General features: G+C 57.7%; 14 protein-coding genes and 1 pseudogene. 1 reads left to right on the top strand and 14 read right to left on the bottom strand.

Annotated features, from left to right (window positions below):
* The 12 genes and pseudogenes from VGC62_RS12700 to VGC62_RS12645 all read right to left on the bottom strand — a co-directional run.
* A pseudogene (locus VGC62_RS12700) lies at window positions 1-1,291 on the bottom strand (Ig-like domain repeat protein); the annotation flags it as partial.
* 34 nt (window positions 1,292-1,325) lie between these two features.
* Entirely contained in the window at window positions 1,326-2,318 is a 993-nt protein-coding gene (locus VGC62_RS12695) for a hypothetical protein (protein ID WP_331187430.1), read from the bottom strand.
* 135 nt (window positions 2,319-2,453) lie between these two features.
* Entirely contained in the window at window positions 2,454-5,288 is a 2,835-nt protein-coding gene (locus VGC62_RS12690; protein ID WP_331187429.1) for a hypothetical protein, read from the bottom strand.
* Between the two features lie 262 nt (window positions 5,289-5,550).
* The gene (locus tag VGC62_RS12685; protein WP_331187428.1) at window positions 5,551-7,200 is read right to left on the bottom strand and encodes a hypothetical protein; all 1,650 of its coding nucleotides are present in this window, start codon (window positions 7,198-7,200) and stop codon (window positions 5,551-5,553) included.
* Window positions 7,197-8,888, bottom strand: a complete 1,692-nt coding sequence (locus tag VGC62_RS12680; protein ID WP_331187427.1) for a hypothetical protein — start codon at window positions 8,886-8,888, stop codon at window positions 7,197-7,199. The genes VGC62_RS12685 and VGC62_RS12680 overlap by 4 nt, the downstream gene beginning before the upstream one ends.
* Before the next feature lie 72 nt (window positions 8,889-8,960).
* Window positions 8,961-13,961, bottom strand: coding sequence for a hypothetical protein (locus tag VGC62_RS12675; RefSeq protein ID WP_331187426.1), 5,001 nt, complete (start codon window positions 13,959-13,961; stop codon window positions 8,961-8,963).
* 179 nt (window positions 13,962-14,140) lie between these two features.
* The gene (locus VGC62_RS12670; protein WP_331187425.1) at window positions 14,141-14,794 is read right to left on the bottom strand and encodes an HAD family hydrolase; all 654 of its coding nucleotides are present in this window, start codon (window positions 14,792-14,794) and stop codon (window positions 14,141-14,143) included.
* Between the two features lie 175 nt (window positions 14,795-14,969).
* Window positions 14,970-15,959, bottom strand: a complete 990-nt coding sequence (locus VGC62_RS12665) for an ABC transporter ATP-binding protein (RefSeq protein WP_331187424.1) — start codon at window positions 15,957-15,959, stop codon at window positions 14,970-14,972.
* Between the two features lies 1 nt (window position 15,960).
* On the bottom strand, window positions 15,961-16,758 hold the full coding sequence (locus tag VGC62_RS12660) for an ABC transporter permease (RefSeq protein WP_331187423.1): 798 nt from the start codon (window positions 16,756-16,758) through the stop codon (window positions 15,961-15,963).
* Window positions 16,745-17,587: an ABC transporter permease subunit gene (locus tag VGC62_RS12655; protein WP_331187422.1), complete on the bottom strand. Its 843-nt coding sequence runs from the start codon at window positions 17,585-17,587 to the stop codon at window positions 16,745-16,747. Before VGC62_RS12655 ends, VGC62_RS12660 begins: the two co-directional genes overlap by 14 nt.
* Complete coding sequence (locus VGC62_RS12650; protein ID WP_331187421.1) at window positions 17,584-18,390, bottom strand: alkaline phosphatase family protein; 807 nt, start codon at window positions 18,388-18,390, stop codon at window positions 17,584-17,586. Before VGC62_RS12650 ends, VGC62_RS12655 begins: the two co-directional genes overlap by 4 nt.
* Before the next feature lie 115 nt (window positions 18,391-18,505).
* A complete protein-coding gene (locus tag VGC62_RS12645) occupies window positions 18,506-19,573 on the bottom strand; it encodes an ABC transporter substrate-binding protein (protein WP_331187420.1) in 1,068 nt (355 codons plus the stop codon).
* A 359-nt stretch (window positions 19,574-19,932) separates the two neighbouring features.
* Here VGC62_RS12645 and VGC62_RS12640 point away from each other — a divergent pair, with 359 nt between their 5' ends.
* The gene (locus VGC62_RS12640; protein WP_331187419.1) at window positions 19,933-20,652 is read left to right on the top strand and encodes a UTRA domain-containing protein; all 720 of its coding nucleotides are present in this window, start codon (window positions 19,933-19,935) and stop codon (window positions 20,650-20,652) included.
* Window positions 20,653-20,836: 184 nt separating this feature from the next.
* Here the strand turns inward: VGC62_RS12640 and VGC62_RS12635 are convergent, their stop codons facing one another.
* A complete protein-coding gene (locus VGC62_RS12635) occupies window positions 20,837-23,023 on the bottom strand; it encodes a mechanosensitive ion channel family protein (RefSeq protein ID WP_331187418.1) in 2,187 nt (728 codons plus the stop codon).
* 152 nt (window positions 23,024-23,175) lie between these two features.
* Window positions 23,176-23,340, bottom strand: a complete 165-nt coding sequence (locus VGC62_RS12630) for a hypothetical protein (RefSeq protein ID WP_331187431.1) — start codon at window positions 23,338-23,340, stop codon at window positions 23,176-23,178.
* Between the last annotated feature and the right edge of the window lie 130 nt (window positions 23,341-23,470).

Below are 23,470 nucleotides of genomic sequence, written 5' to 3'. Positions count from 1 at the left end.
CGTCCAGCAATGTGATCACATGGACGCCACCCGTTGGGGTACGGCCTTCAAGGCGAAGCCATACCCGTTGTCCTGCCGTGATGAAAGGCCATGTGCCGACTTTGACGGCGGCATTGCCGGTGAACGTGGCGAGGTTGAGTACCTTGGTCTGAGCGTCGGCTTGGGGGATGACAGGGTGGGGCAATTGGGTTTCAGGATCGACGAAGTTCGTCACCTTCAACGGCAGTACTTCGGATTGACGGTCGATGGTATTGCGTTTGACCCGGTAGGAGACGCTCACGTCGCGATCAATGTTACCGCCGATCACGCTGTCAGGGACCTTGAAGCTCACGAGGCCGCTCGCGCTGCCGGGCGATGTCTGATCAGACGGGCTGCCGGGGCCAGGCGCGCCGAGCCATACCAGGGTGACGAGGTCCCCCACCTCCATGCTGGCGTAACTGACTTGCACATTGACCCCGGCGGCTCCTTTCAGTGGATCAAGAGAACCGCCGCTTGCTTCCACGACTGTCGGCGCGGGGAGGACGCCGATCACCTTGCCAATGACCAGGTCGAGTACCGCCGAATATTTATACACGCCAGTACTGGCGAGTTTGAGGCTATAGAACACCTTGACTTCAGTATTGATGTTGGGCTCGATCAGTTCTCGGCCGATTCTGAACGTCAGCGGTTTACCGGCGGTGCCGGTGGTGATGGGCACCCAGTCGCTGCCTTCGATGGCTTCGCCGAGCCAGTACCAGGTCAGGATGTCGCCTGCGACGGTTCCGGCGTAGCTGACTTGCAGGGTTGCGTCACCTGGCACTAATTCCGGGTCGAGCGTCCCGTCGGGGGCTTCGACGATTGAGGGGGCGGGCAATTCGGCGGTGCGTTGGCCCACCTTGACGTTCAGATGCGCCGAATCACGGACGTCCAGATCATTGCTTACGCTGTAGCTGACATCCAGCGTGCCGCCTTGCAACACGCTGATGTCCTCGTCCATGACTGGCAGATAAACAGCGCTGCCCACCTCGCTTGCCGTGACGGGGTGGGTCGTTTGGTACAGGTGTGGTTGCCCGTCGGCCCGCTTGCCAAGCCAGGTGAGTGTAATCAAGTCGCCGTTGGCGATTTCATCGGTGATTATCTGGACATGCGCCCGTTCCAGCGAAGCATCCAGCACATCGCCCACCAGCTCTAAAATAGTGGGCGCAGGCAGGGGCAACTCACCACTGACACGGGCCACGGCGCGTTTGGAGGACTGCGGGGCATCGCCGTTGAATTTCTCCAGCACATAAGACGCTTCGACGCTTCCGGGCAAAATGGCCCGAACCTGTGCATTGGGGATTTTAAATTCAATAACGCCGGGTAACGTGCTGACCACGACCGAGGCGGTGTAGATCAGCGGCTGGCCACTGTCTGGTGTACCGACCCAGGTGGCTAATCGTATCTTTCAAGGCGAAAGAGTCGCTATCGGTAACGATCTGCAAGGTGACATCAGCGTCACCCAATGCTCCAACGTCGATCACGCCTGTGATGGCCTCCTTGATGATCGGCGCGTCCAGCTTCCAGGCACCGGCTTCAACGTCAACATAGAGCGGCAACGACCATTCGGTTGAATAGTTCTGTACTTCGTCGAATACCTCGTATTGCACCAGCAACTTGGGGTTGTCGCCTGCGGCGAGGATTGTGGCCTGATCGGCTGTGATTTCGATGGGGGTGGTGGCGGCTGCTTCCTGATCGGTGACGATGTGGTAAAGCGGCGCAGTGCCCCAGCGCACATGCAACGTATCTCGTGCTGCGCGCCCGGGATACGCGACGATTGTCATGGGCACGCCTGTTGCTGCCCACTCGGCGGTGACGCCGTTATCGATAACGTCCTGGGGCAGGCCCGGAGCGTGCAGTTCGGAGTGACCGGGCAGATGAGGGTCTTTGTCCGTGCCCGCTGGCAAGTCAAGCTTGATGCGCAGGCGCAGCGGCACCGACTCCTCAACAACAGCGGAGCCTGTCCGGGTCAGCCGATAGAAAACTTTCTCTGCCCAATCCGGGACGATGTTTTCCACGGGCAAATAGAGAAAAATCCGTTTGTCCACATCTGCCAGGACGATGTCCGTCTTTGCAACGTTGTCATCGTCCCAATAAATATCCAGATGATCGCCGGCATTCATGTTCCGATAAGGATCAATGGCGATGAGCAAGCCCGCGTCCTGGCTGACCATGTCCAGATTGATACCGCCGTCGCCGCCCTCAACGGGTGTGACGATACCAGCGACCAATAAAGGTCTTAGCGCTAGTGTGGAGTAGTCCCTGTTCACAGGTGGGAACAGCAGACGGTTTTTCCTTTTCATGATGCACATCCTTGTATGAGGCGAAAATGTTGGGTTACTGTCGCGCTTTAGTGTCCGATGCTTGGCTGCGTCTTTTGTTAGTTTAAATATTTGTTAGTGTTTATTTTTTGTGGTCAAGATGTCTCTGTAATGGTCTCAAACCAGGTAAATGACAAAATTGTCGATAGTGAGTAGGGGGAGGGAACCGATAGGTCGCAAGCCATTAAGGTGAAATTGGAAGCTACTAAATGTTTGGCCGGGCGGTAAAGTTATTTTATATTGTTTTCTTGTTAGAGTTACCTCTAGCACTTTTGCTTCTTTTAAAAAGAAGGTGATCAAAAATGTTAATTCTGGTGGTAAGGTAAGTCCAGATACAAGGAATTCAATCTGATTGGATTCAGTCTCTTTTAACGTGCATTTCAGTTCGCTGTTTAAAAAGAGCTGCTTGCTTCGGATGCCGCAATCGTATGGTGAGCCATTAGCGCTAATAATAAAATGATTAAGATCGTATATGTCATCATTCTTTAAAGTAATATCTGGATGAGTATCGAAGTTCTCTCTTATTACTCTTCCACTATCGTCGATGACCGTTAGCTTGCGTACGGCTGATTCAGCCCCGTCGCCATATAGCGCCTTTGCTTTTATGCTATGCGCTGCCACGCTTAGGTTGGTCAATGTCAGGCTCCATACTTCGCTCTCATTGGTTAGTTGCGTACCTTTGGATGTCAAATCGTCGAAAATCTCGACTGTTTGATTAGCTTGAGCTTTACCCGTAACGACGACGCTGGTATCGGCAGTGCTGCCATTGTCCGGTATTTCAAGCCCCGTCGAGTCTTTTATGCTGGTGATACTGGGACGTGTCGATGCGGCTGTCACAGTAAACGTGCGCACTGGCGATTCAACCAAATCACCATAAACTCCCCTGGCCTTGATGGCGTGCGATGCCACGCTGAGGTTGTTCACTGTAAGCGTCCAAACTTCACTGGCGTTGGCAGACACTGTATTCAGGAGGTTTGAACCGTCGTAAATCTCGACGGTTTTGCTGGCCTGGGCCGTGCCAGTGATGACGACTTGGGTGTCGGTGGTGCTGCCGTTGTTCGGAATCTCGCTGCCGTTGGAGTCCTTGATGCTGGTGATTGTTGCGGGCTTCAGCGTACTACTGCCACTGACCTGCAGTGCAAGGACGTTAGAAACACTTGTGCCGGCTCCATTGGCGCGCACCACATAGTAGGACGCGTCCACGGTCCCGTTGAGGTTGTTATTGATCAATTCAAAGCTGATGCTGAACGGCACGGGGGCCTGGGCAGTTTGGGTGTTGAGGGTAAGCCAATCGGTATGCGTCCCGCTTTTTGATCCCTTCCATTCGTAATGCACCTCATCGCCGGCTGTTATGCCGGTGTACATGGGGACGATCAGGCGAGTCCCGGTCGGTACTTTTTCCGGATCCAGCACGTTGTCGACGTCGCCCTCGACATCCGGCGCTGGTAGTTCGGCGCGAGGTTCGCCGACATTGAGGACCGCAGCGTGCAGGGACTCGCGCGTTACCAGTGCCCGGGTAACGCTCAATAACTCGTAATACAGTTCGAGTGTGCCGCCATTGATCGGGGTCAGGTGCTCGCCAGGCACCGTGAGGGTGATGGGTTGCTTCGCGTCGGCTTCACCGTTAGTGATCGGGTGCTGGTCCAGCTCGGGGAAATAAATGCTCAGGTCAGGTCGTTTACCGAGCCATTTCAAATCGATCAACTGACCGGCAGCCATGGCGTCGTCCCATGGAATGTCAATGCCGGTGCTTGGCAGGTCTGGATTGAGCGTGCCCTGGCTTGCATCTTTTGCAATCGGCGCCGCCAGACGCGTGATTTCGCCCAGGATGTTGATGAACCGTCCCTTGGAGGTCATTTCCGCTGATTGATCAGCCTTGATCAAACGGTAAGAGAACGCGCCCTGACTTTTCGCAAGCAGGCGCACGCTGGCGTTGGCCATTGGCAGTTCCACGGTGCCGGGTACTTGGCTAATCGTGAGCGGGGGCAGTGAAATGTCCACGGGTTTACTGTCAGCCGCCGTGCCCTTGAGATTGACCACGATTTGGTCACCGACCGCGAAGGGGGCGGCCGTGGCTAACACTTGTACATGGATAGGGTCGCTGCCAAGCGGCCCGAGATCCAGATTGTTACCGTTTGCCTCCTTGATCACCGGCGCCTCCAGACGCGTTTCATCAGTGTCGACAAAAATGCGAATTTCGGCGCTCCAGTCCTCCGACTCATTCTCGACAACGTCGTCGACCTCAAAGGTCACGGCCAAACCCTCAGGTCCGGAGTCACCGGCCTTGAGAATAACGGCCTCTTCGACGCGCATTGAGATGGGGTTGTTCTCAGGATCGCTCGCCTCAACTTTGCTCACGGTGCGCGTCACGATCTGACCGCCCCAACTGAGGCGGATGATGTCGTTTTCAGCGATATTCGGGTAAGGCTTGATGGTGATCGGGACACCTGCTTTGGCGGTGTCTTTGTCCACGCCGTTTTGAATGATCTCTTCAGGGATCACCATATGCAGTTCGGAATGGCCCGGCGTATCGCCGCTCTGGTCCTGGCCACCGGGGCGTGTGAGCTTGACGTAGAGCTTGATCACTTCGCCCTGCTCAGTTTGGCCGTCCACCCTCGTCACGCGGTGCGAGATCGTCGTAAACCCGTCGTTGAACCGCGCCGATGCGACAAATAAAGTGACTCGCTTGTCCACCTCTTCAGGATCAATCACTTCCGAGGCGACAGTAATAGCGTTAGCGTCCAGCAACACCTCCACCTTGTCGCCGGGATTCATGACGGTCCAGGCGGGGATGAAGACCTGCAGGCCATCGTGCGGAAAGTTGTCCTTGGCGGCGGCGATGTTGATGCCCCATTCGCCTGTGTCCAACGGGCCGGTATGGCCAGGGATTTCCAGCGGGAGGAGCGCGCGGGGCGATTCGTCAGAGCTACCGTTTTGGTCGTGGAGATTCATGGCAAGACGTCCTGTCTGAGTGGGCCTTGAAGTAAGTATTGAACGCCTCAGTTCCCCAATTTGCTACTGTCACAAATGACAGGTTTGGTTAAAAAATAGCCAGAATTGACGCCCGTTTATCGTTTTCCCACAGGCATTGCCCAGGTATTCACTACAAAGCAATGCGCGCGATTTTCTCCAGGGCTTGGATGTGCGTCATCTGTCACTGAAATCTGCAGATGTTCTGCACGCAGAGCGGCTCCCAACTCTTTGATTACCCCTGTCAAGGCGATTGAGTTCGTATTTGCATTTTTGCCTCGGCTCCGGGCGCCAATTGATCCGCTGGGTCATAGGTAAACATCTCGCCATTGGGGGCGGCCAGATCCATCCTCACGACGGGCAGGAATCTTTGCGTCTGTGTGAAGTAATCGGTCTGAATGAACTGGGCTTGTGGTCGCGCCGTCTCCGCCTGGTAAAACAGCGACTCAAGTGGCAGTTGTTCGGGGATGCCGTCCGGCCATGGGGCGATCATGATTTCGTTCCAGCCTAGATCGGGAAGGACTCGGGGGCGCACATCGACATGGAGCTGAAACTGACCCGCACCGGGGCCAAATGCGCAGCCTTGCGTGGGAGTGCTCTGATACTTGGCTATCCATGAGTCGACACTGGTTATTCCGAGCGCTTCACACTTGCCGCGATCGGTACAGGTGTCGGCCATCGCACTGGTGGCTGCATCAAACGGATAGGCGCATCGTAGAGTGGGCGAATAAGCGGTGGGCGCCGCTAGCTCCTTGAACGTGAAACCGTACATTCGGTTGAAAACAAGTTTGGTGATGTTGATGTCACTTCGCCCATAAGAGAAGGACACACCATTGTTTTTGTGAGAGTTGGGGCTTGGGTCCCAGGCGTGGAAGGCTGTAGTGGCCTGATTGGATCGAAACAAAACCCCGTTGCAATAGTACGCAGCCTGCTGGTTGGGGCATTCGGTGCGGGTGTCGTTGTAGCGCGCGTTCATCTTCGCGACCACCGTGTAGCCGATGTAGAGCTGATCCTGAAGGTTGAAGCCGAACACTTTGCCGGTCGGGTCGCTCAAGTCCACGCGCAACACCGGCAACCATTGCCCGGTGGCTGTGAAGTAATCGCGCTGATCCATCTGCGCTGCGACCAGCGAGCCGCCTTGATTGACGTCATAGAACAGTCCTTGCACTGGCGTCGTGAGTGGCGTGGTCGGGTCCCAATTGTCGACTTGTACCTGATTGGGCGTGGCTGCCAGTTCATCACCAAGACCCTGATGGGCTTTGAGGCTGGCAGCAAACTGCGGCGGGTCCTGGCTGCTCAACGAACATTGCGCCGCTGGTTGGTTGCCCTGTTGTTCGAAGTGCGTAAGCCAGGTCGGGGCATCGGTCACACCCACACTCAGGCATGAGCTGACATCATTGGCCTGGCGGTAGGTTTTTGCCGGTAACCCACATCCGTAAGCGCTGCGGCTGGCATCGATCGGCTGAGCCAGTGGGTAGGCGCACAGTACTTCCAGCGTCTTGCCATTGCCCACAGCCGTGAAACGGTCATCGAAAATCACGCCATTGGGTTGCGGTAACTGACGAATACTCAAATCGCTGCGCAGGTACGCGAGCCCCTCGGCGCCCAGCGTGGTGGCCTCGGTGCCGTGCTGCCAGAACGTTTGCCCGGCAGCTCTCTGCGCCGCCATCACGATAACGCCGTTGCAATACCAGGCCGGTTTGCTCAAGGCGCACGTCGCAGAGGTATTGGCGTAGCGCGCATTGAGCAACTGCACCGTTTGAGGGCCGCTTAGGGCGCGTGTGGCGGATGTCGATTGCGTCTGATGGGTATTGGCGGTGTCGTCGTGCCGAGTGCCAGCACAGGCCAGTAGCAGTGATGCACTCAGAACCAGCAGCACATGTATGGTCTTCATGACTTTTCATCCTCCTGGATGTCGCCGAGCAGCTCAGGTTTTGGCTTGGGCAGTGGCAGGGTGTGTCTGGCCTCTTCCTGTTGCTCACTCGCAGTTTTGCCCGGAGTACCTGTGGAAAGTTGATCGGCCGGATCGAAAGAGAAAGGCTGCGCATCTGTGAGGACTACTTTGATCACCGGCAGGAACGCGCCGGTGACCGCAAAGTAATCACGCTGGATGAACTGCGCATGCGGGCGCGAATCGACGGAGGTATAGAAAAACGCCTCCAGGGGAAGCTCTTTGGGGATGTCTTGTGGCCACGCAGCAATGATCAATTCATTCCATTTGGCCCGCTCCGCAACGCTAAGGGTCGTGCGCACTTGCACGCTGAGTTCAAACTGCGCAGCGTTCACGGCAAAGGCACAACTGTTTTTGGGGGTGCTGGCATAGCGCGCTTTCCATCCTTCGACGGTCACTATTCCCTCCTGCTCGCAACTGGCGCGGCAACTGTCGGGAATGTTGCTGGTGCCTGCGTTCGCCGGGTAGATGCAACGCAACGTGAGGGGATGGGCGGCGGGTGCAGACGAGGCTTTCGCTATGAAACCATGGGTGGCCGCCAGCTTGCTCGTGCCCACGTCCGATCTGATCACACTGAACGACACGCCATTGCGGCCTATCGAGTTGGCGCTCGGGTTCCAGGCATGGAACGCCGCAGCGGCTTCAGCCGCACGGATCATCACGCCGTTGCAAAAGTAGGCAGGTTTGTCGCCGCAGACCGTTGAGGTATTGGCAAAACGTGTATTCAGATCGGACGCGACCTCATACCCGGTGTAGAGCTGATCCTGAAGATTGAAGCCGAACACCTTGCCTGTATCGTCACGAAGGTCCATGCGCAGCACCGGCAACCACTGGTTGGTGGCGTTGAAATAGTCGCGCTGATCCTGCTGGGCCTGAACCAGCGCACCGGTCTGATTGATGTTATAGAACAATCCTTGTACCGGTGCGGCGAGCGGGGCTGTTGGGTCCCAGTTTCTGACTTGCAGCTGGTTGGTGCTGGTCGCCCATTCGCCGCCCAATTGCTCGTGCGCCTGAAGACTGGCGGCGAACTGTAGCGCGTCCAGGCTGCTCAACGAGCATTGCGCGGCAGGCTGGTTACCCTGTTGCTGAAAGTGTACTAGCCACGTCGCCGCGTCGGTCACGCCAATGGCCTGACATGAACTCACGTCGGCGGACCGTGCGTAAGACTTGGCTGGCAATGCACAGCCATAATCTGCGCGCCCTGGCGCGGGCGGCTGAGCCAACGGATAGGCGCAAACGGCTTCCAGCGACTTGCCATCCGCTATCGCCGTGTAGCGGTCATGGAAGATGACGCCGTGGGGTTGCGGCAACTGACCAATGCTCAGGTCGCGGCGCAGATAGGCAAGGCCTTGCGCGCCGAGACGGGTGGCGTCGGCATCGTGTTGCCAGAACATTTGCCCGGCGGGCCGGACGATCGCTTGCACCAATACGCCACTGCAATGCCACGCCGGTTGGCTGGCGGCGCAGCGGGAGGGCGTATTGAGGTAGCGTTGGTTGAGCAGTTCTGCCGTTTGTGCCGCTTTCGTTTGCTCGGCATTCACAGCCGAGGCGGTCGGTATGACGGACTGAGTGCTGGTACAGGCGAGCAGCAGCCCTGTTGCCAGAATGAGGAAGGGGAGCAGGGTCTTCATGACCATTGGATCTCCTGGTGCGATACACAAGGTCCGTCTGATCTTCTCGATCAAGCGGAGCTTGCAGTGTGACTACCGGGTTTGCTTTAGTTGCTGCCATTGCTTGCAGCGTGCGAGTTGGCCTGCAGTCGAGGAAACGCCCGCCACTTGATACTGTAGAGACTGTTCGGCGCTGCTGGCATTGCCATCGACATCCGAGCCACTGAGGTCATAAATCCCATAGGTTCCCGCGCCTATGAGGTCTGCGGTCCAGAAGGGATAGTCCAGCCAACCCAGGTGCGTACTGACCGGCAGGTTGTCGGAGTACTGCTTCCACAAGGCCTTGAACTGCGCGAGGGTAATCGCCGCGACGCCTGCATCACTGCACACGCTTTGCATGCCGGCCCAGTCAGTGCTGCCTGTCAGGAAGTGAACCATATTGATCCCGGAGATCGTCAACGCGAATGCCTGCGTGGTGCCAGTACTGTCTTCTGACTCTATGTTGCAGGTGCCATTGCGCCGCGCGGTCACCGTCCCGGCAGTATCGACCGTTGCGATGTCTTCGTCGCTGCTGCGGTAGGTGTAAGGTGCGCTACCCCACTTCGCCTCGCGGGTCATCCTGGCGGCGTCTGGAATGATCGTCGGCAGTTGGGATTCGGCGACGATGTAGTTCAAGGCACTCAGGTCCAGCGCTGCGTCCTGCTCGAAGCCGCCGCTGATCTCCAGCTCCAGATCTGCCGATGGCTCTTCTTCGGCAGCCCCGCCTGGGCTGACCGTATAGCGCACGACCACCGTCGCACCCAGAAAGGGGAAGAACTCGGAAGCGGGGACATCTAAAATAATGCCCGCACCAGGCCCATTGGCGGGAACCAAGATCCAGTCGAACAGATTGGCACCGATGTACAGGTTGACCCTGTCTTTCCATTTCAATGTGCCGGGTGGAATCGTGACCGTGATGAACCTGTCGGGGTCCTCACCCGGATCGAGCACGCCGTTTTCTGCGCCTGCAACCTGCGGCGCAGCCCAGTCACCGGGGGCACGTAGTGCCGTGCGTGTTTTGGCCGTGGCCTTGAACTGCTCGACCAAGCGCCGTGCTGTCAGTGCCCGGCCTCTTGAGGCGGCGGTGACGAGGTAGGAGACTTTACCGCGTATCGAGCTTTGCGCGGCGCTGCTGTCCCCTCCGCCAGCTGCGTTCCCCCAGGTCACGACTCTCAAGTCGGAGGTCAGCGCCACGAAGCTTTGGCTGTTGGCGTACACGGCTCGGACATCTGTCAGTTCAGCGACCACGCTGGCGGTATCACCCCCCACGGTAATGTCACCCCACGCAACGACAGTCCCATCGCGACACAACGCCGCAAAAGCTTTGGAATTACCGACGACCTGAACGATGTTATCGAGTGCTGCGATATTCGTAGGAACCTCGCCGCCGTGAGTTTTCGGGCCCCACGCCACCACATGTCCGTTCGCTCGTCGGGCTGCGTAGGCCTGCCAGGTTGCGCTCACTTCTTTGATATCTGTCAAATTGACAATGTCGGGGTCCTCAATCGTTCCTCCATAAGCCGCATCGCCCCAAACCACGACCTGACCGGTCGTTCTGATCAGTGAAAACGCTCGTGCCGTGCTGCTTCCCAGCTCAGCGATATCCGTCAATGCGGCGATATCACCGGGTACCGCCCCACCATTCAATGCGTCACCCCAGGCGACCACTCTTCCACGGGCGCGCATCGCCGCGAACGCCGTGAAGTTTCCAGAGAGTTCGACAATGTCAGAAAGCCCCGTTATGTCCTCGGGTACAACCCCCCCGGCCAGTGAATTTCCCCACGCGACCACTTTGTTCTCGCTTGTGATGGCGGCAAAGGCCGTCCCGGCACCTACCACGCTGGTGATGTTGGTTAGGCCGGCTATGTCCTCGGGCACAGTAGCGCCTGATTTCGCTTCACCCCATGCAACCACTTTTCCAGTGGTCAAGATGCCTGCAAAGGCCACACTGTTGCTCGCTACATCCGTAAAAATACCTGGCGGAACGTTCTTGCCACCCTCAAGCACATTACCCCACACCGCGACATTGCCGTTGAGCCGGCGAGCGGCATATGCGCTGCGGGTGCAGCTGACTTCTACGATATCGTCCAGGGTGATGATGGTGGATGGAATTTTCCCGCCATAATCGGCATTGCCCCAGCCGAAAACATCGCCTGTGTCCCGATGCGCAACCTGTGCGGCGTCTCCGGTGACGGTGGTGTCGTTGCCGTTACCTATGATATTGGCCGGATTGAGGGTCACCAGATCATCGCTGGTTTGCACGCGCAAAGGCAGGTCACAGCGCGTGTCGCGCCAGGCTGTCGCCGTGGTCCAGATTGTATCGCCGTCGTACTGCCAGTTGGCGCTAAGTGGCAACCCGGTGTTGGCATCGAACGCGCTGATCCAGCGTGGCGTAGCGGAGCTTCGGTAATTGCTGCGGTTGAACCGCGCGCCCATGACTTTCAGCTTGCCGGCACTGATGGTGCTCTTGACGTCATAGATGGCCGAAGGTGACGGGCCTTCCGAGGTTTGGTTCGCGCGAGTGATGGTGTAGCTCAGCTCTACGCTGTGGCCGTCATTGGCCTTGACGGTGGCGTACTCAATCTCGATTTGCAGCGCTCCGTCCGTTTCCACGGGTGTGATGGGCGAGACGCTGCCATCGCCGGGTTCGCCTACCCAGTTCAAGGTGACCGAGTCACCGGTTTTAAGATTCGCCTCGGTGCTGATAACCACATGGGCACCACTCAAGGCATTATTGGGGTCCAGCGTGCTGCCTATGGCCTCCTGAATCGTGGGTGCAGGCAGAGTCGGTGTGACCGCATCAGCCACTGTGAAGACGCAGGGGTTCGAGGATTGAATGCGGCCGTCAATGAACGTCACAACGTAGGTCACCGTCACTGTCGCACCGATATTGTTTCGAACGTCGGCCAGTGCAGCCGTGAAGTGCCTGTCTGTACCGATCTCTCTGTCGCTGATATCGTCATGCCAAGTGAGCGCGGTCGTTCCCTTGTCGTCCTGCCAGGTCACGTCCACCGCATCGCCGGCCTTCATACCTATGTCCTTCCAATGCGGCACGATGATAGTCGCCCCGCCAGGGATTTCATCCAGGGTCAGCGTGCCGTCTTCGCTGCCCGGTACGCTGGGGGACGCGAGGTTTTCGGACTCACCCTCACCGACGCTGAAGGCGAGGATGTCTGAGTCACTGCGCCGATTGGTGACCGCTCGGATCACGTAATATGACGCTTCGACGGTACCGCCGTCGTTGTTCGCAACGTACTCATCCCCAATGCTGAAATGTAAAGGTTTGCCCTTGGTCAAAGTGGTGATCTTGATATAGTCCTCAAAAGGTTGGCTGATGCTGCCTTTCCACCGAATGTTTACGACGTCGCCGATGTCCATGCCGGAGTAGGGCTGTACCGTCAGGACTGTGTCGATCTGGCCCGGGTCCATGACGTCGCCGTCTTCTTCGATCCCGGTCACGTCAGGGGCCGGGAGTTCGGCGCGAGGTTCCCCCACATTGAGTGTCGCGGCATGGACGGACTCTCGCTCGACGATAGTGCCGCTCAGGTCCTTGGCGAGTATGTAATACAGCTCGAGGGTGCCACCTTCGATTTGCTGCAGGTGTTTACCGGCAACGGTGATGGGAATTGGCTTTTTGCTGACGGCTTCGTTATTGCTGATGTTGTGCGGGTCTAATTCAGGGTCATAAAAGCCGAGGTTATAATAGGTGCCGATCCATTTGAGTGTGATCTGATCGCCCGCGGCCATGCTATCGTCCCACGGAATTTCAATGTGGGTGGAGGGCAGGTTGGGGTCGAGGGCGCCTTGCTTCTCGTCAAGGGCTATCGGTGCGGCCATGCGCACGGGTTCGCCGATGACATTGATGAACGCGCCTTTGGAACCCACCTCGGTTCCATCAGCGTGAACCAGAACGAACGAGAAAACGGCCTGGGTTTTGGCCAGCCTACGGATGATTGCATTCGGCACTTCTGCGTCGTCATAGATATGCGGCACGTTGGTGACGTTGATAGAGCCCGCTTCCCAAAGCAGCGCATCGCCATCGGTCGTGGTGCCGGTTAGCTTCACGTTTATGACATCACCCTTGACGAATCCCGCCTGTGTGGTTGCCACCACCATTACGGTCAAATCTTCATCGCCCAGTACATCGAGGTCCAGCACGTTGTCAGTGGTGTTATCGATGAGAGGCGGGTCCAGTCTTGCGTTGCCGGTGTCGACCAGAACGCGCTTTTCGGTGCTCCAGTCCTCGGACCGGTTTTGCACCAGGTCGTCGACTATGAAGGTCACGGCGAGCTTCTCCTCCCCGGTGTCACCCGCCTTCAGGATGGTTTGTTCGTCCACCATGATCTCTATGGATTTGCCCACCTCCGGATCTTTCACTTCGTGATAAACGAACTGCCCGCCCCAGGACAACTTGATGGAGTCGAATTCGGCCATGTTCGGGTAGGACTTGATGGTGACGACAACGCCCGCCTTGGCTTCCTCCGCGCCTACACCGTTGGCGATAATCTCCGAGGGCAGGTCGAGTGTAAGTTCCGAATGCCCTGGGTTGCTGCCGTTCTCATCCTGACCGCCTGGGCGTTCGAGCTTGACATAGATATTCGTTTTAGCGGAGAGCTCGGGGTTTTGGTTTAAGCGCGTTACCTGATAGGACACAACTTGTGGGCCATTCACCAGCCTATCGCTGGGAATGAACATCGTCACCCGTTGGCCGACTTCGTTACGGTCGATGGTTTCGGAGGTAACGGAAATGCCATCCAGTAAAATTTCCAGGCTGTCGCCGATATCCATCGGCTCCCATGGCATCACCTGGACCTTCAAGCCATGCTGTGGATAGTTCTCCTGCGCAGCTGCCACATTGACTCCCCATACCTCTACCCCGTCAGGGGCTGGCGGGCTGGGCAGCGGACCGGTGCGCCCGGTGATTTCCGGCTCCGTCAAGGCAAGCGGGTTTGCTTGCTGGACGGAATCGACGCCGGAGTCGGCAGTCAGGTTGCGAGAGGAGGGTTGAATGTGTCCAGGTGCCGGGATATAGAGCGAGCGAGGGGTATTGGCCATGATGTTGACTCCTGTCGGTATAGGCGCAGGCATCATTGGGCGCCATATCGACGCGTTTGAATACTGTCACAAATGACAGGTTTGGCAGCCGTTGGTCGGATGTCGGGAGGATTTTCGGGCATAAAAAAGGCCAGGATCTGGCCTGGCCGTTCAAGGGCAATATCGACGACAAGCGCTGCTTACTTCCAATGATGAATCGGCCACCCAGCCTTCTCAGCGTGCTCACGCAACGTCGCATCCGGGTTCACCGCGTGGGGGAAGTCCACCTTCAGCAGCAACGGCAAATCGTTACGCGAATCGGAATAAAAACTCGCGCCCTCAAGGTTTTCACCTTCCTGATCCAGCCATTGCAGCAGGCGAGTGACCTTGCCTTCGCGATAGGTCAAGACGCCGCTGGTCTTGCCGCTATACACGCCGTGCGCCAGTTCCAGATCGATCGCCAGCACTTCATCGACCCCGATGCGTTCGGCGATGGCTTTGACCAGATGAATGCCCGACGCAGAAATCACCAGGATGCGGTCGCCTGCCGCACGGTGCTGGGCAATGGTCTTGGTGGCGTCGCTGAAAATGATCGGCTCGATGAAGTCCTCGACCCAAGGCCCAACCAGAAAACTCACTTCTTCAGGCGTACGCCCGATCATCGGCTCCAGGCTGAAGGCCATGTAATCCTCCATCGCCAGCTCGCCTTTGTTGTAGGCCTCCATCAGCTCGTGGTCGCGTTTGACGAACGATTCCGGATCGACCCAGCCCAGGCGACCCATCTGCTCGCTCCACAGGCTGGCACAGTCGCCATGAATCAGCGTCTCGTCCAGATCGAAAATTGCTAGTGCCATTACCGCTGTCCTCTTCTGTAAACCGGGGACAGATTCATTTTCGATCAAGCGCTGAAAATAAATCAGTCCTCTGTGCATTCCAGTGGATTTGCCTAATGCCTGTAGGAGCGAACTTGTTCGCGAAGCGGCCTGTATGGCACACCGCGTGAAGCCCTTCGCCAACAAGAGCATATATTCAGGCCACTTCACACAATGCCGACGCTTCGATGTTCAGGGTGACGCGCTGGCCATTGGGGTGCAAGTCGCTTGCCGAGCGGTTGAGCACATCGACCACCAGGTCCACGCCGCGCGCTTCAACGCGGTAGCGAATGACGTTACCCAGCAGGCTGTGACTGCGAATCTCGCCTTCCAGCTCGCCGGTCAGGCTCAGTTGAATGGCTTCCGGCCGAATCGCCACGCGGCTGTTGATCGGGCGTTGTAACAGGCGGCTGGCGTCTTCGGGTTCCAGCAGGTTGTAGTTGCCGATGAAGCCTGCGGCAAACGCGTCGACTGGCGCGGTGTACAAGGTTTCGGCGTCGCCGCTTTGTACGATACGGCCCTGGTTCATCAGGAATATCCGGTCGGACATGGTCAGCGCTTCTTCCTGATCGTGGGTCACGAAGATGGTGGTCAGGCCAAGTTCTTGCTGAATCGCCCGGATCTGTTCACGCAGATGTTTGCGAATCCGTGCGTCCAGCGCCGACAGCGGTTCGTCGAGCAATAGCAGGCGAGGGCGGGTGACCAGGGAGCGAGCCAACGCCACGCGCTGGCATTGCCCGCCCGACATCTGGTGCGGATAGCGCTTGGCGTAGTCGCCCAGTTCTACGAGCTTCAATACCTCGGCCACACGCTGTTGGCTTTCCTCGCTGTTGACCCTCTGCATACGCAGACCAAAGGCGACGTTTTGCTCCACGTTCATGTTGGGGAACAGCGCATAGCTCTGGAACACCATGCCGATGCCGCGCTTTTGCGGGGCCACCGGAACCAGGTCCTTGCCGTCCAGAAAAATCCGCCCGCTGGTGACTGATGTAAGACCTGCGATGCAGCGCAACAAGGTGGATTTACCGCACCCGGACGGGCCGAGCAGGGTCACGAACTCGCCCTTTTTGACCACGCAGTTGATGTCGGTAAAGACCGCGGTACTGGCGTAATTCTTTTGCAGGTTTTCAACACTGACGAAGCTCATATCAGTCTTTGTCCTTGTTCAATCGATTGGCCGCCCAGGTCAGCAGCAACACGAAGAGGAAATAAGAAATCACCAGCGCGCTGTTGAAGTGGCCGCTGCTGTTGCGCATGTTGTTCAGGTACACCTGCAGGGTCTCGTAACGCGTGCCCACCAGCAGGTTGGCAAAGACGAACTCGCCAAACAGGAAAGAAAACGACAACAACAGGGCGATCATCAGGCCCTTGCGCAGATTGGGCAGCACCACCAACAGCGCCGCCTGCAAGGTGCTGGCGCCGAGCAGTTGGGCTGCATCCATCAAGTCAACCAGATTGATCGCCTGCAGGTTGTTGGTGATCGCCCGGTACATGAACGGCAAGGCGACGGTGAAGTAACAACCGATCAAAATCCATGGCGTACCGACCATCGCCATGGGGCCTGAGCCATACAACTGCAACAGGCCCACCGAGGACACCACCGGCGGCACGGCAAAGGGCAGCAGGATCAGGATGTTCATCACGCTGTCGAGTTTCGGGAAGTGGTAATGCACGACGAACAGCAGCGGCAACACCAACACCACCGACAGCATCAACGCGCCGACACAGACCAGCAGCGATTGACCGAAAGCGATCAGAAAGCGCGGGTCACTCCACAATGCCACGTACCACTTGAACGTCAGGCCGCTGGGCAGAATCGTGGCTGACCAACTGGTGGCAATCGAGTAGACGAACGTCCCGAGCAACGGCGCCAGCAGAATCAAGAACAGGATGTACACCACGATGCGGTGGTAGAGCCCGACCGGGCCATGTTCAGCGCGAGACATGGTAGCTCCTCTTCAACAGCCATTGATGGACGATAGTCACCAGGGTCATCAGGCCGACCAGGATCATCGCCAGTGCGCTGGCCATGTTTGGGTCCAGGGATATGTCGCCTGCCACCATCGCTGCGATACGGATTGGCAATACGTTGAAATTGCCGGTGGTCAGCGCGTAGACCGTGGCATAGGCGCCGAGGGCGTTGGCCAGCAGAATGACAAACGTGCCGAGCAGGGCAGGGGTCAGCACTGGCACGCCGATGTGGCGCCAGAAATCCCAGGTGCTGGCGCCGAGCAAGGACGCCGATTCGCGCCAGTCGTCACGCAATGCGTCGAACGCCGGGTAGAGCAGTAGCACGCCAAGCGGGATCTGGAAGTAGGTATAGAGAATGATCAGGCCAGTCTTCGAATACAGGTTGAAGTCATCGATGATTCCGGCTTGCTTGAGGATCAGCGTCAGCGCGCCGTTGAAGCCCAGCAGGATGATGAACGCAAAGGCCAGCGGTACGCCGGAAAAGTTGCTGGTCATGTTGGCAAACGCACTGACGAAGTCGCGCAACCGCGAGGGCACCTTACGCAGCGAATAACTGCCGAGAATCGCGATGACGATGCCGATCAGGCTCGACCAGAAACTGATCTCCAGGCTGTATTGAATGGCCTGGCGGTAGAAGCGCGAGTCGAATGCCTTGATGAAGTTTTCCAGGCCCCAGCCAGCTTCCGAATACAGGCTGTTGACCGCGACCCAGGCCAGCGGCGCAATTTGGAAAATGATGAAAAAGATGGCGAATGGCAACAGGCATAACAACCCCAGCCATTTACCTCGACGTTGTGAGTTCACTTGAGCATCTCCCGGCAGACCGGTTTGTCGTGGGGTACACCGAGCAGTTCGCAAACGGTGCCGCATAAATCGGTTTGTTTGGGCTGCGCGTTGACGTCCAGGCTGAACGCATCGCCAAGCACGAACAGCGGCACTTCACGCTCCTCGGGCAGCAGGCCGTTGTGGGAGCGGTCGTTGTTCATGCCGTGGTCGGCCGTCACCAGCACTTGATAACCGGCGTCGAGCCAGCGTTGCAGGTATTCGGCGAGCAGGATATCGGCGGTGCGCGCGCTGTTGCGGTATTGCGCGCTGTCCAGGCCGTGCTTGTGCCCGGCGTCGTCGATGTTCATGGGGTGTACGAACAGAAAGTTCGGTTCATGGCTTACGCGCAGGTGCTCGGCGTCATCGAACAGGTGGGAGTCGGGGTAGTGATCGACGTAGTAGAAATGACCGTGCTGAATCGGCAGGTCGGGCGCAGCGGTGTGGCGATCGCGCGAGGCAACGAATGGCGAGCGGTTGTACAACTCGCTGACCCAATGGTAGGCCGCAGCGGCGGTGGTCAGGCCCGCATCGGTTGCGTAATGAAACACGCTGCGCTGGTTGGAAAGACGTGACACCTGGTTGTGTACGATGCCGCTGTCGATGGGCGCGACGCCGGTAAGGATGCATTCGTACAGCGGGCGGGACAACGAAGGCAGCTCGCATTCGAGCCGATACAACACGGCACGGCCTGCGCTGCTGTATGCCAGCAAATGCCCCATCGCGTGGCGCGCGACGCTGTAACTCAGGCCATCCAGCAGGATCAGAATGACGTTGTGTTTCATGGCCTGTTCACTCCTGCGTTCAGATACGACTGCTTTTAATCAAAACGGGCGAGTGAGCACGGTTGTGCTGCACTCGCCCTGGTCGGCGTTCGATCCGTCAATCGCCAGCCCTGGATTACTGCATTTCGACGATCACTTGTTCGTTCCACAGCTGTGGCAACGCTTTCGAGGTTTTTTCCCATGCGGCCGGATTTTTGATCGGGGTCACGCCTTTGTATTGCTCGTTGGGCAGCAGTTGTTTCTGCACGTCTTCAGGCAGCTTCAGGTGCTCGGCGCGGATTGGACGGGCGTTACCGCGCGCCAGGTTAGTCTGGCCAGCATCGCTGAAGATGTATTCACGCGCCAGCTTGGCGGCGTTCGGGTGCTTGGCGTATTTGTTGATGATGGTGGTGTAACCGGAGATCACCGAGCCATCGGACGGGATCAGCACAATGTAGTCGTCAGGATTGGCCATCTTGGCCTTGTAGCTCAGGCCGTTGAAGTCCCACACGATACCGACTTCGACTTCACCCTTTTCCATGGTCTGGATGGTTGGGTTGTTGATGCCCAGGCGCTTTTGCTTGGCCAGCTCGGTAAACAGTTGCAGGCCGGGTGCGATATTGGTTTCGTCGCCTTTCATGGCAATCGAGGCAGCCAGCACGCCGTTGGCGGCTTGGGCTGCGGTGCTCACGTCACCGATGGTGACCTTGTATTTGCCGCTTTTCAGGTCAGACCATTTTGTCGGCACATCGGAGCCGTGCAGCAATTTTTTGTTGACGATGAACGCGATGGTGCCGGTGTAGGCCAGCGCCCAATGGCCGTCTTTGTCTTTGGCCCAATCCGGGATTTGATCCCAGGTGGTCGGTTTGTAGGGTTGGGTCACGCCCTTGGCCACGGCAATCGGGCCAAATGCTGCGCCAACGTCACCGATGTCGGCGCTGGCGTTGTCTTTTTCCGCATCGAACTTGGCCACTTCCTGAGCTGAGCTCATGTCTGTGTCCATGTGCTTGAGACCGTACTTGGCGGTGAGGTCCGACCAGGTGCCTTTCCAGTTCGCCCAGTCGTCGGGCATGCCGACGCTGTTGACCGCGCCTTCGGTCGTAGCAGCTGCTTCCAGTGTTTTCAGGTCAGCGTCCGCGGCCATGGCCGATGTGCTCAGCGCAATGGCCGAACCCAGGAGTGATGCCAGCAAAAGGTGTTTCATTCGAAGCTCCTTGTGCACTTCTCGACGAATTCTTAGAAGTGTTCGTTGCGGATGGGTTGGTCTAGGTCAGCAATACCTGAGCCAAGTTAGGCCCGTTGGATGACAATTTCGTGTCTGGACCGACTTTTGCTGGGTTAAGCAAGGTCTGCGGGTATAGCTGTCGTTCAAGCGTAGACCATCCACAAGTAATTGATCTAAAAAGGCTAAATCATTGTGCTGGATCGATTCTGCGACCGGGAGTGGCTGGCTTGTCACTGAACAGTCATCTACGCTCCCTAGGCTTTGCAGCACACAAATGGGCCGTTGCGCTGTAGACCTTGCCCCCAAATAGCGCTGGTCTAGTCCAGATAGGTAACGAAATGCGCGAAGATGTACCCCGAGCCGTGACGACCATTTGCAATGCCCTGCAAGAGCAGATCGAGCATGGACTGCTGCCGCCCGGTAGCAAATTGCCTGCCGAGCGCAAACTTAGCGAAGTGTTCGACACTACGCGTATCACCCTGCGTGAAGCGTTGGTGCAGTTGGAAGCCCAGGGCCTGATTTATCGCGAAGAACGGCGCGGCTGGTTCATCTCGCCGCCGCGACTGGCGTATGACCTGATGCGCCGCAGTCATTTTCACGCCATGGTCCAGGCGCAGGGGCGCGTGCCAGAAACCCGCGTGATCTGCGCGCGTTTGCAGCCGGCCTCGGCGACGATTTGTGAGCTGCTGCAATTACCCGCACTGTCCAGCGTGATCCAGATATGCCGCGCACGGCGCATCGACCGACGCCTGGTGCTGTACGTGGAGCACTACCTGAATCCTGAGTATTTCCCGCAGATTCTTGATTTCGATCTCAATCAATCGCTGACCGAGTTGTACGCCAGCCATTACGGCATCCGCTACGGGCAAGTGCGCTTTGAAATGGTGCCGACAGCGTTACCTGTCGACGCGGCAGCGGCCTTGAAAGTCTCCATTGGCAGCCCTGGCCTGCGAATCGCCCGAGTCAATCATGACCAGCAGGGCCGCCTGATCGATTGCGACCTGGAATATTGGCGCCACGACGCGATTCATGTGAGTGCGGTGGTGGGGGATGTTTGATTCCTGCGAGTGCGGTCTGAAGCCGAAGGTAGGAGCTGGGCTTGTCCCGCGACCGGCGGGGAACCCGTCGTAAAACCTGTACACACGGTGTGATGACACACCGCGCACAACGGGTTTACTGCCGCTGTGTGCTAGATCGCGGGACAAGCCACGCGGCTACAGTCCAAGTCCAAGTCGGGAAAGATCAGCTTGCGCAATCGCTCTTCGCCCCCCGAACCTCATTAAAGCTACCGCCGCTGGTATTCACCTGCACACTCAGCCGTGGTGTTGCCAGGTCCAGGCCTGCTTCGTCGAGATAACGTTTGAGTGACAGATTGAACGCCCGAGACACTTCCCATTGCTTGATCGGTGCGGTCTTGAACCGGGCGCGAAGAATGGCGTTGCCGGATTCGAAACTTTCTACCCCTTGAATCTCCAGTGGCGACCAGATATTGCGGCGTTGTAGCGGGTCGGTACGAATCTTCTGACCCACGTCACGAACCATCTTTAACGCGTCGTCGATGTTCATCGTCGAAGGAATAGCGATTCGAAAGATAGCGTAGCCGAACTCCCGTGAATAGTTCTGAATACTTTTGATTTCGCTGAACGGAATGGTATGCACGATGCCGTCGATATCGCGCAGGCGCACGGTGCGGATGGTCAGCCCTTCGACCGTGCCCAAGTGCCCGCCGACGTCCACGTAATCATCGATGGCCAGCGAGTCCTCGATGATGATGAACAAACCGGTAATCAGGTCTGCGACCAATGACTGAGCACCGAAACCGATGGCCAGACCGATCACGCCAGCACCCGCTAGCAGCGGCGTCACGTTCATCCCCATGTTGGCCAGCGCGACGATCACCGCAACGATGAAAATCGTCACGAACAGCACGTTGCGGATCAGCGGCAACATGGTCTGCGCGCGGGCATTGGCCAAGCCGTTGCGCGAACGGGTCAGGGCGTGGTGGATCACGGTGTCGCTGATGATCCACACCAACCACGCAAACATCAACGTGGCGGCCAGACCGATTAGCCTGAAGCTGATGTCATGCCCTTCGCCGTCGGCAAAGCGGATCAGCGACAAGCCCCAGACCCGCAGCCCCAATTCAATGAACACCACCCACACCAGCAGATGCACCACGGTATAGAAGAAGTTTTTCAGACGCTCGGAATACAGCGCGTGGCGTTTGCGGGCATGGGCGGGTTTCTGCGAATGGCGTCGCACCAGCCCATTGATCACCATGCACAACACCAGCAATACCGTACAAATCAGCGCTTGGCGCAACGCTGTACTGGTGTCGCCGGCCGAGAAAAATGTCGCGAACAGCGAGACGCCCACCAGCGCCAGTGCCGGTAGATACCAGAAACTGCCGAGCACCTCGATAGTGTCGCTCAGTGCACGACGTTTCAGGCGGCGGGCCAAAGGCTGGTTGCGGATCAGGTGGGCAATCGGGCGACGGAAACGAATGATAAACAAGCTGGTCGACAGCGCCGCCATGACATTGGCCAGGGTCGCGGTGGTATGCGCCAGATGCACGCCCAGGCTGGCCACCAGACGCGGATCGCTGAGCGCCTCGCCGAACGCTGCGAAACTGCCAATCCACCACAGTGGGCGAAACGCCTGCTGCCGCAGAATGTACAGTGCCTGATGTCGATGGGGGCCATCGAGTAACGAGAACGCAATCACACAAATGGCCGAGAACAGCGTGCCCACCATCAGTGCATACGCCAGCACCATCGCCAAATCCCGGCCCAGCGAAGGCGGCAGCGAATAACTGAGGTAGACGGTGAACAGCAGCGCGACCAGCCACGGGCCCAGCTTGCGCAGGGCGAACCGCAGCATGTCCCAGGGGCGTGGGTGTTGTGGCAGCTCTTCGGACAGACCGAACCGCAGACGCACCTTATTACCAAGCCAGATCAGGGCAGCTGCCAACAGACCCCAGAGTGCCAACACCACGGCAAATTCGAAGATGATCGGCCACCATTGATTAACGGGCAGCATCAGGGCGATCAGCTCGTCTTGAGCCAGAGCCACTTCGCCTGACCAGCGACCGAGAGGGCTGTCATCACCTGTGAACTGCTTTTCCAACTCGGCAAACGAACCGACGAGCAGCCCCAGTACGCCTTGTTCGGCGGTCGGCTGAGCTTTTTTGGTGGCATCGCGCAGCTTTTTCAAGTCGCTCAGCAACTGGGTACGCTGCTCGTCGTTTTCCAGTGACGCAATGACCTCATCCAGCGATTGACCCAACGGCTCCTGAGCTTGCTGTTGAGGTTTCTGTGCGCTCAAAAGGCTCGGCAAACCCGCCGCTTGGCTTGCGGCATAGGGAAACAGTGCCAACAAGGCAATCAGCAACACGCGGGACAAGACGAGCAAGCGGGCAGGAGCAATCACCGGGCAATCAACCTCAAATCGGCAGGGCCTGAGGTGACTGGCGCCGAATCGGCCAGGCGCTTCAGGCGGGGCTTTTGAGTTTACGAGCGGCGTCTAACCTTGGCGAGCGTCAATTTGCGCACAAGGTTATGTCTGCTGCGGCGCGCGTAGCGTCAGGTGAGCTTTTCGAGAATCTTGAACGCCGCCGTGCCGAGCATCAGCAACACCCCCAGGGTGATCGACGCCACGCCACTACGGTATTCGCGATAGCTGAACCCGACACATAACAACAGCATTCCGATTACAACTGGAATCAGGAGGGCAAGGTATTCGTCCACGACGGCAGTCTCTTGGTGAGAGGCAGATAGTGTAAGTTTAGGTCGGATTTTACGGTATGGGTTTGATACAGGTCAGATGTCGCCCAGACCGACATCTTCGCGGGCAAGCCCTAATGCCATTCTGACCCTG

This window comes from Pseudomonas sp. (genome assembly GCF_036404235.1).
In the GTDB taxonomy this organism is placed as follows: Bacteria; Pseudomonadota; Gammaproteobacteria; order Pseudomonadales; family Pseudomonadaceae; genus Aquipseudomonas.
This window is presented reverse-complemented; position numbering and strand designations above follow the sequence as displayed.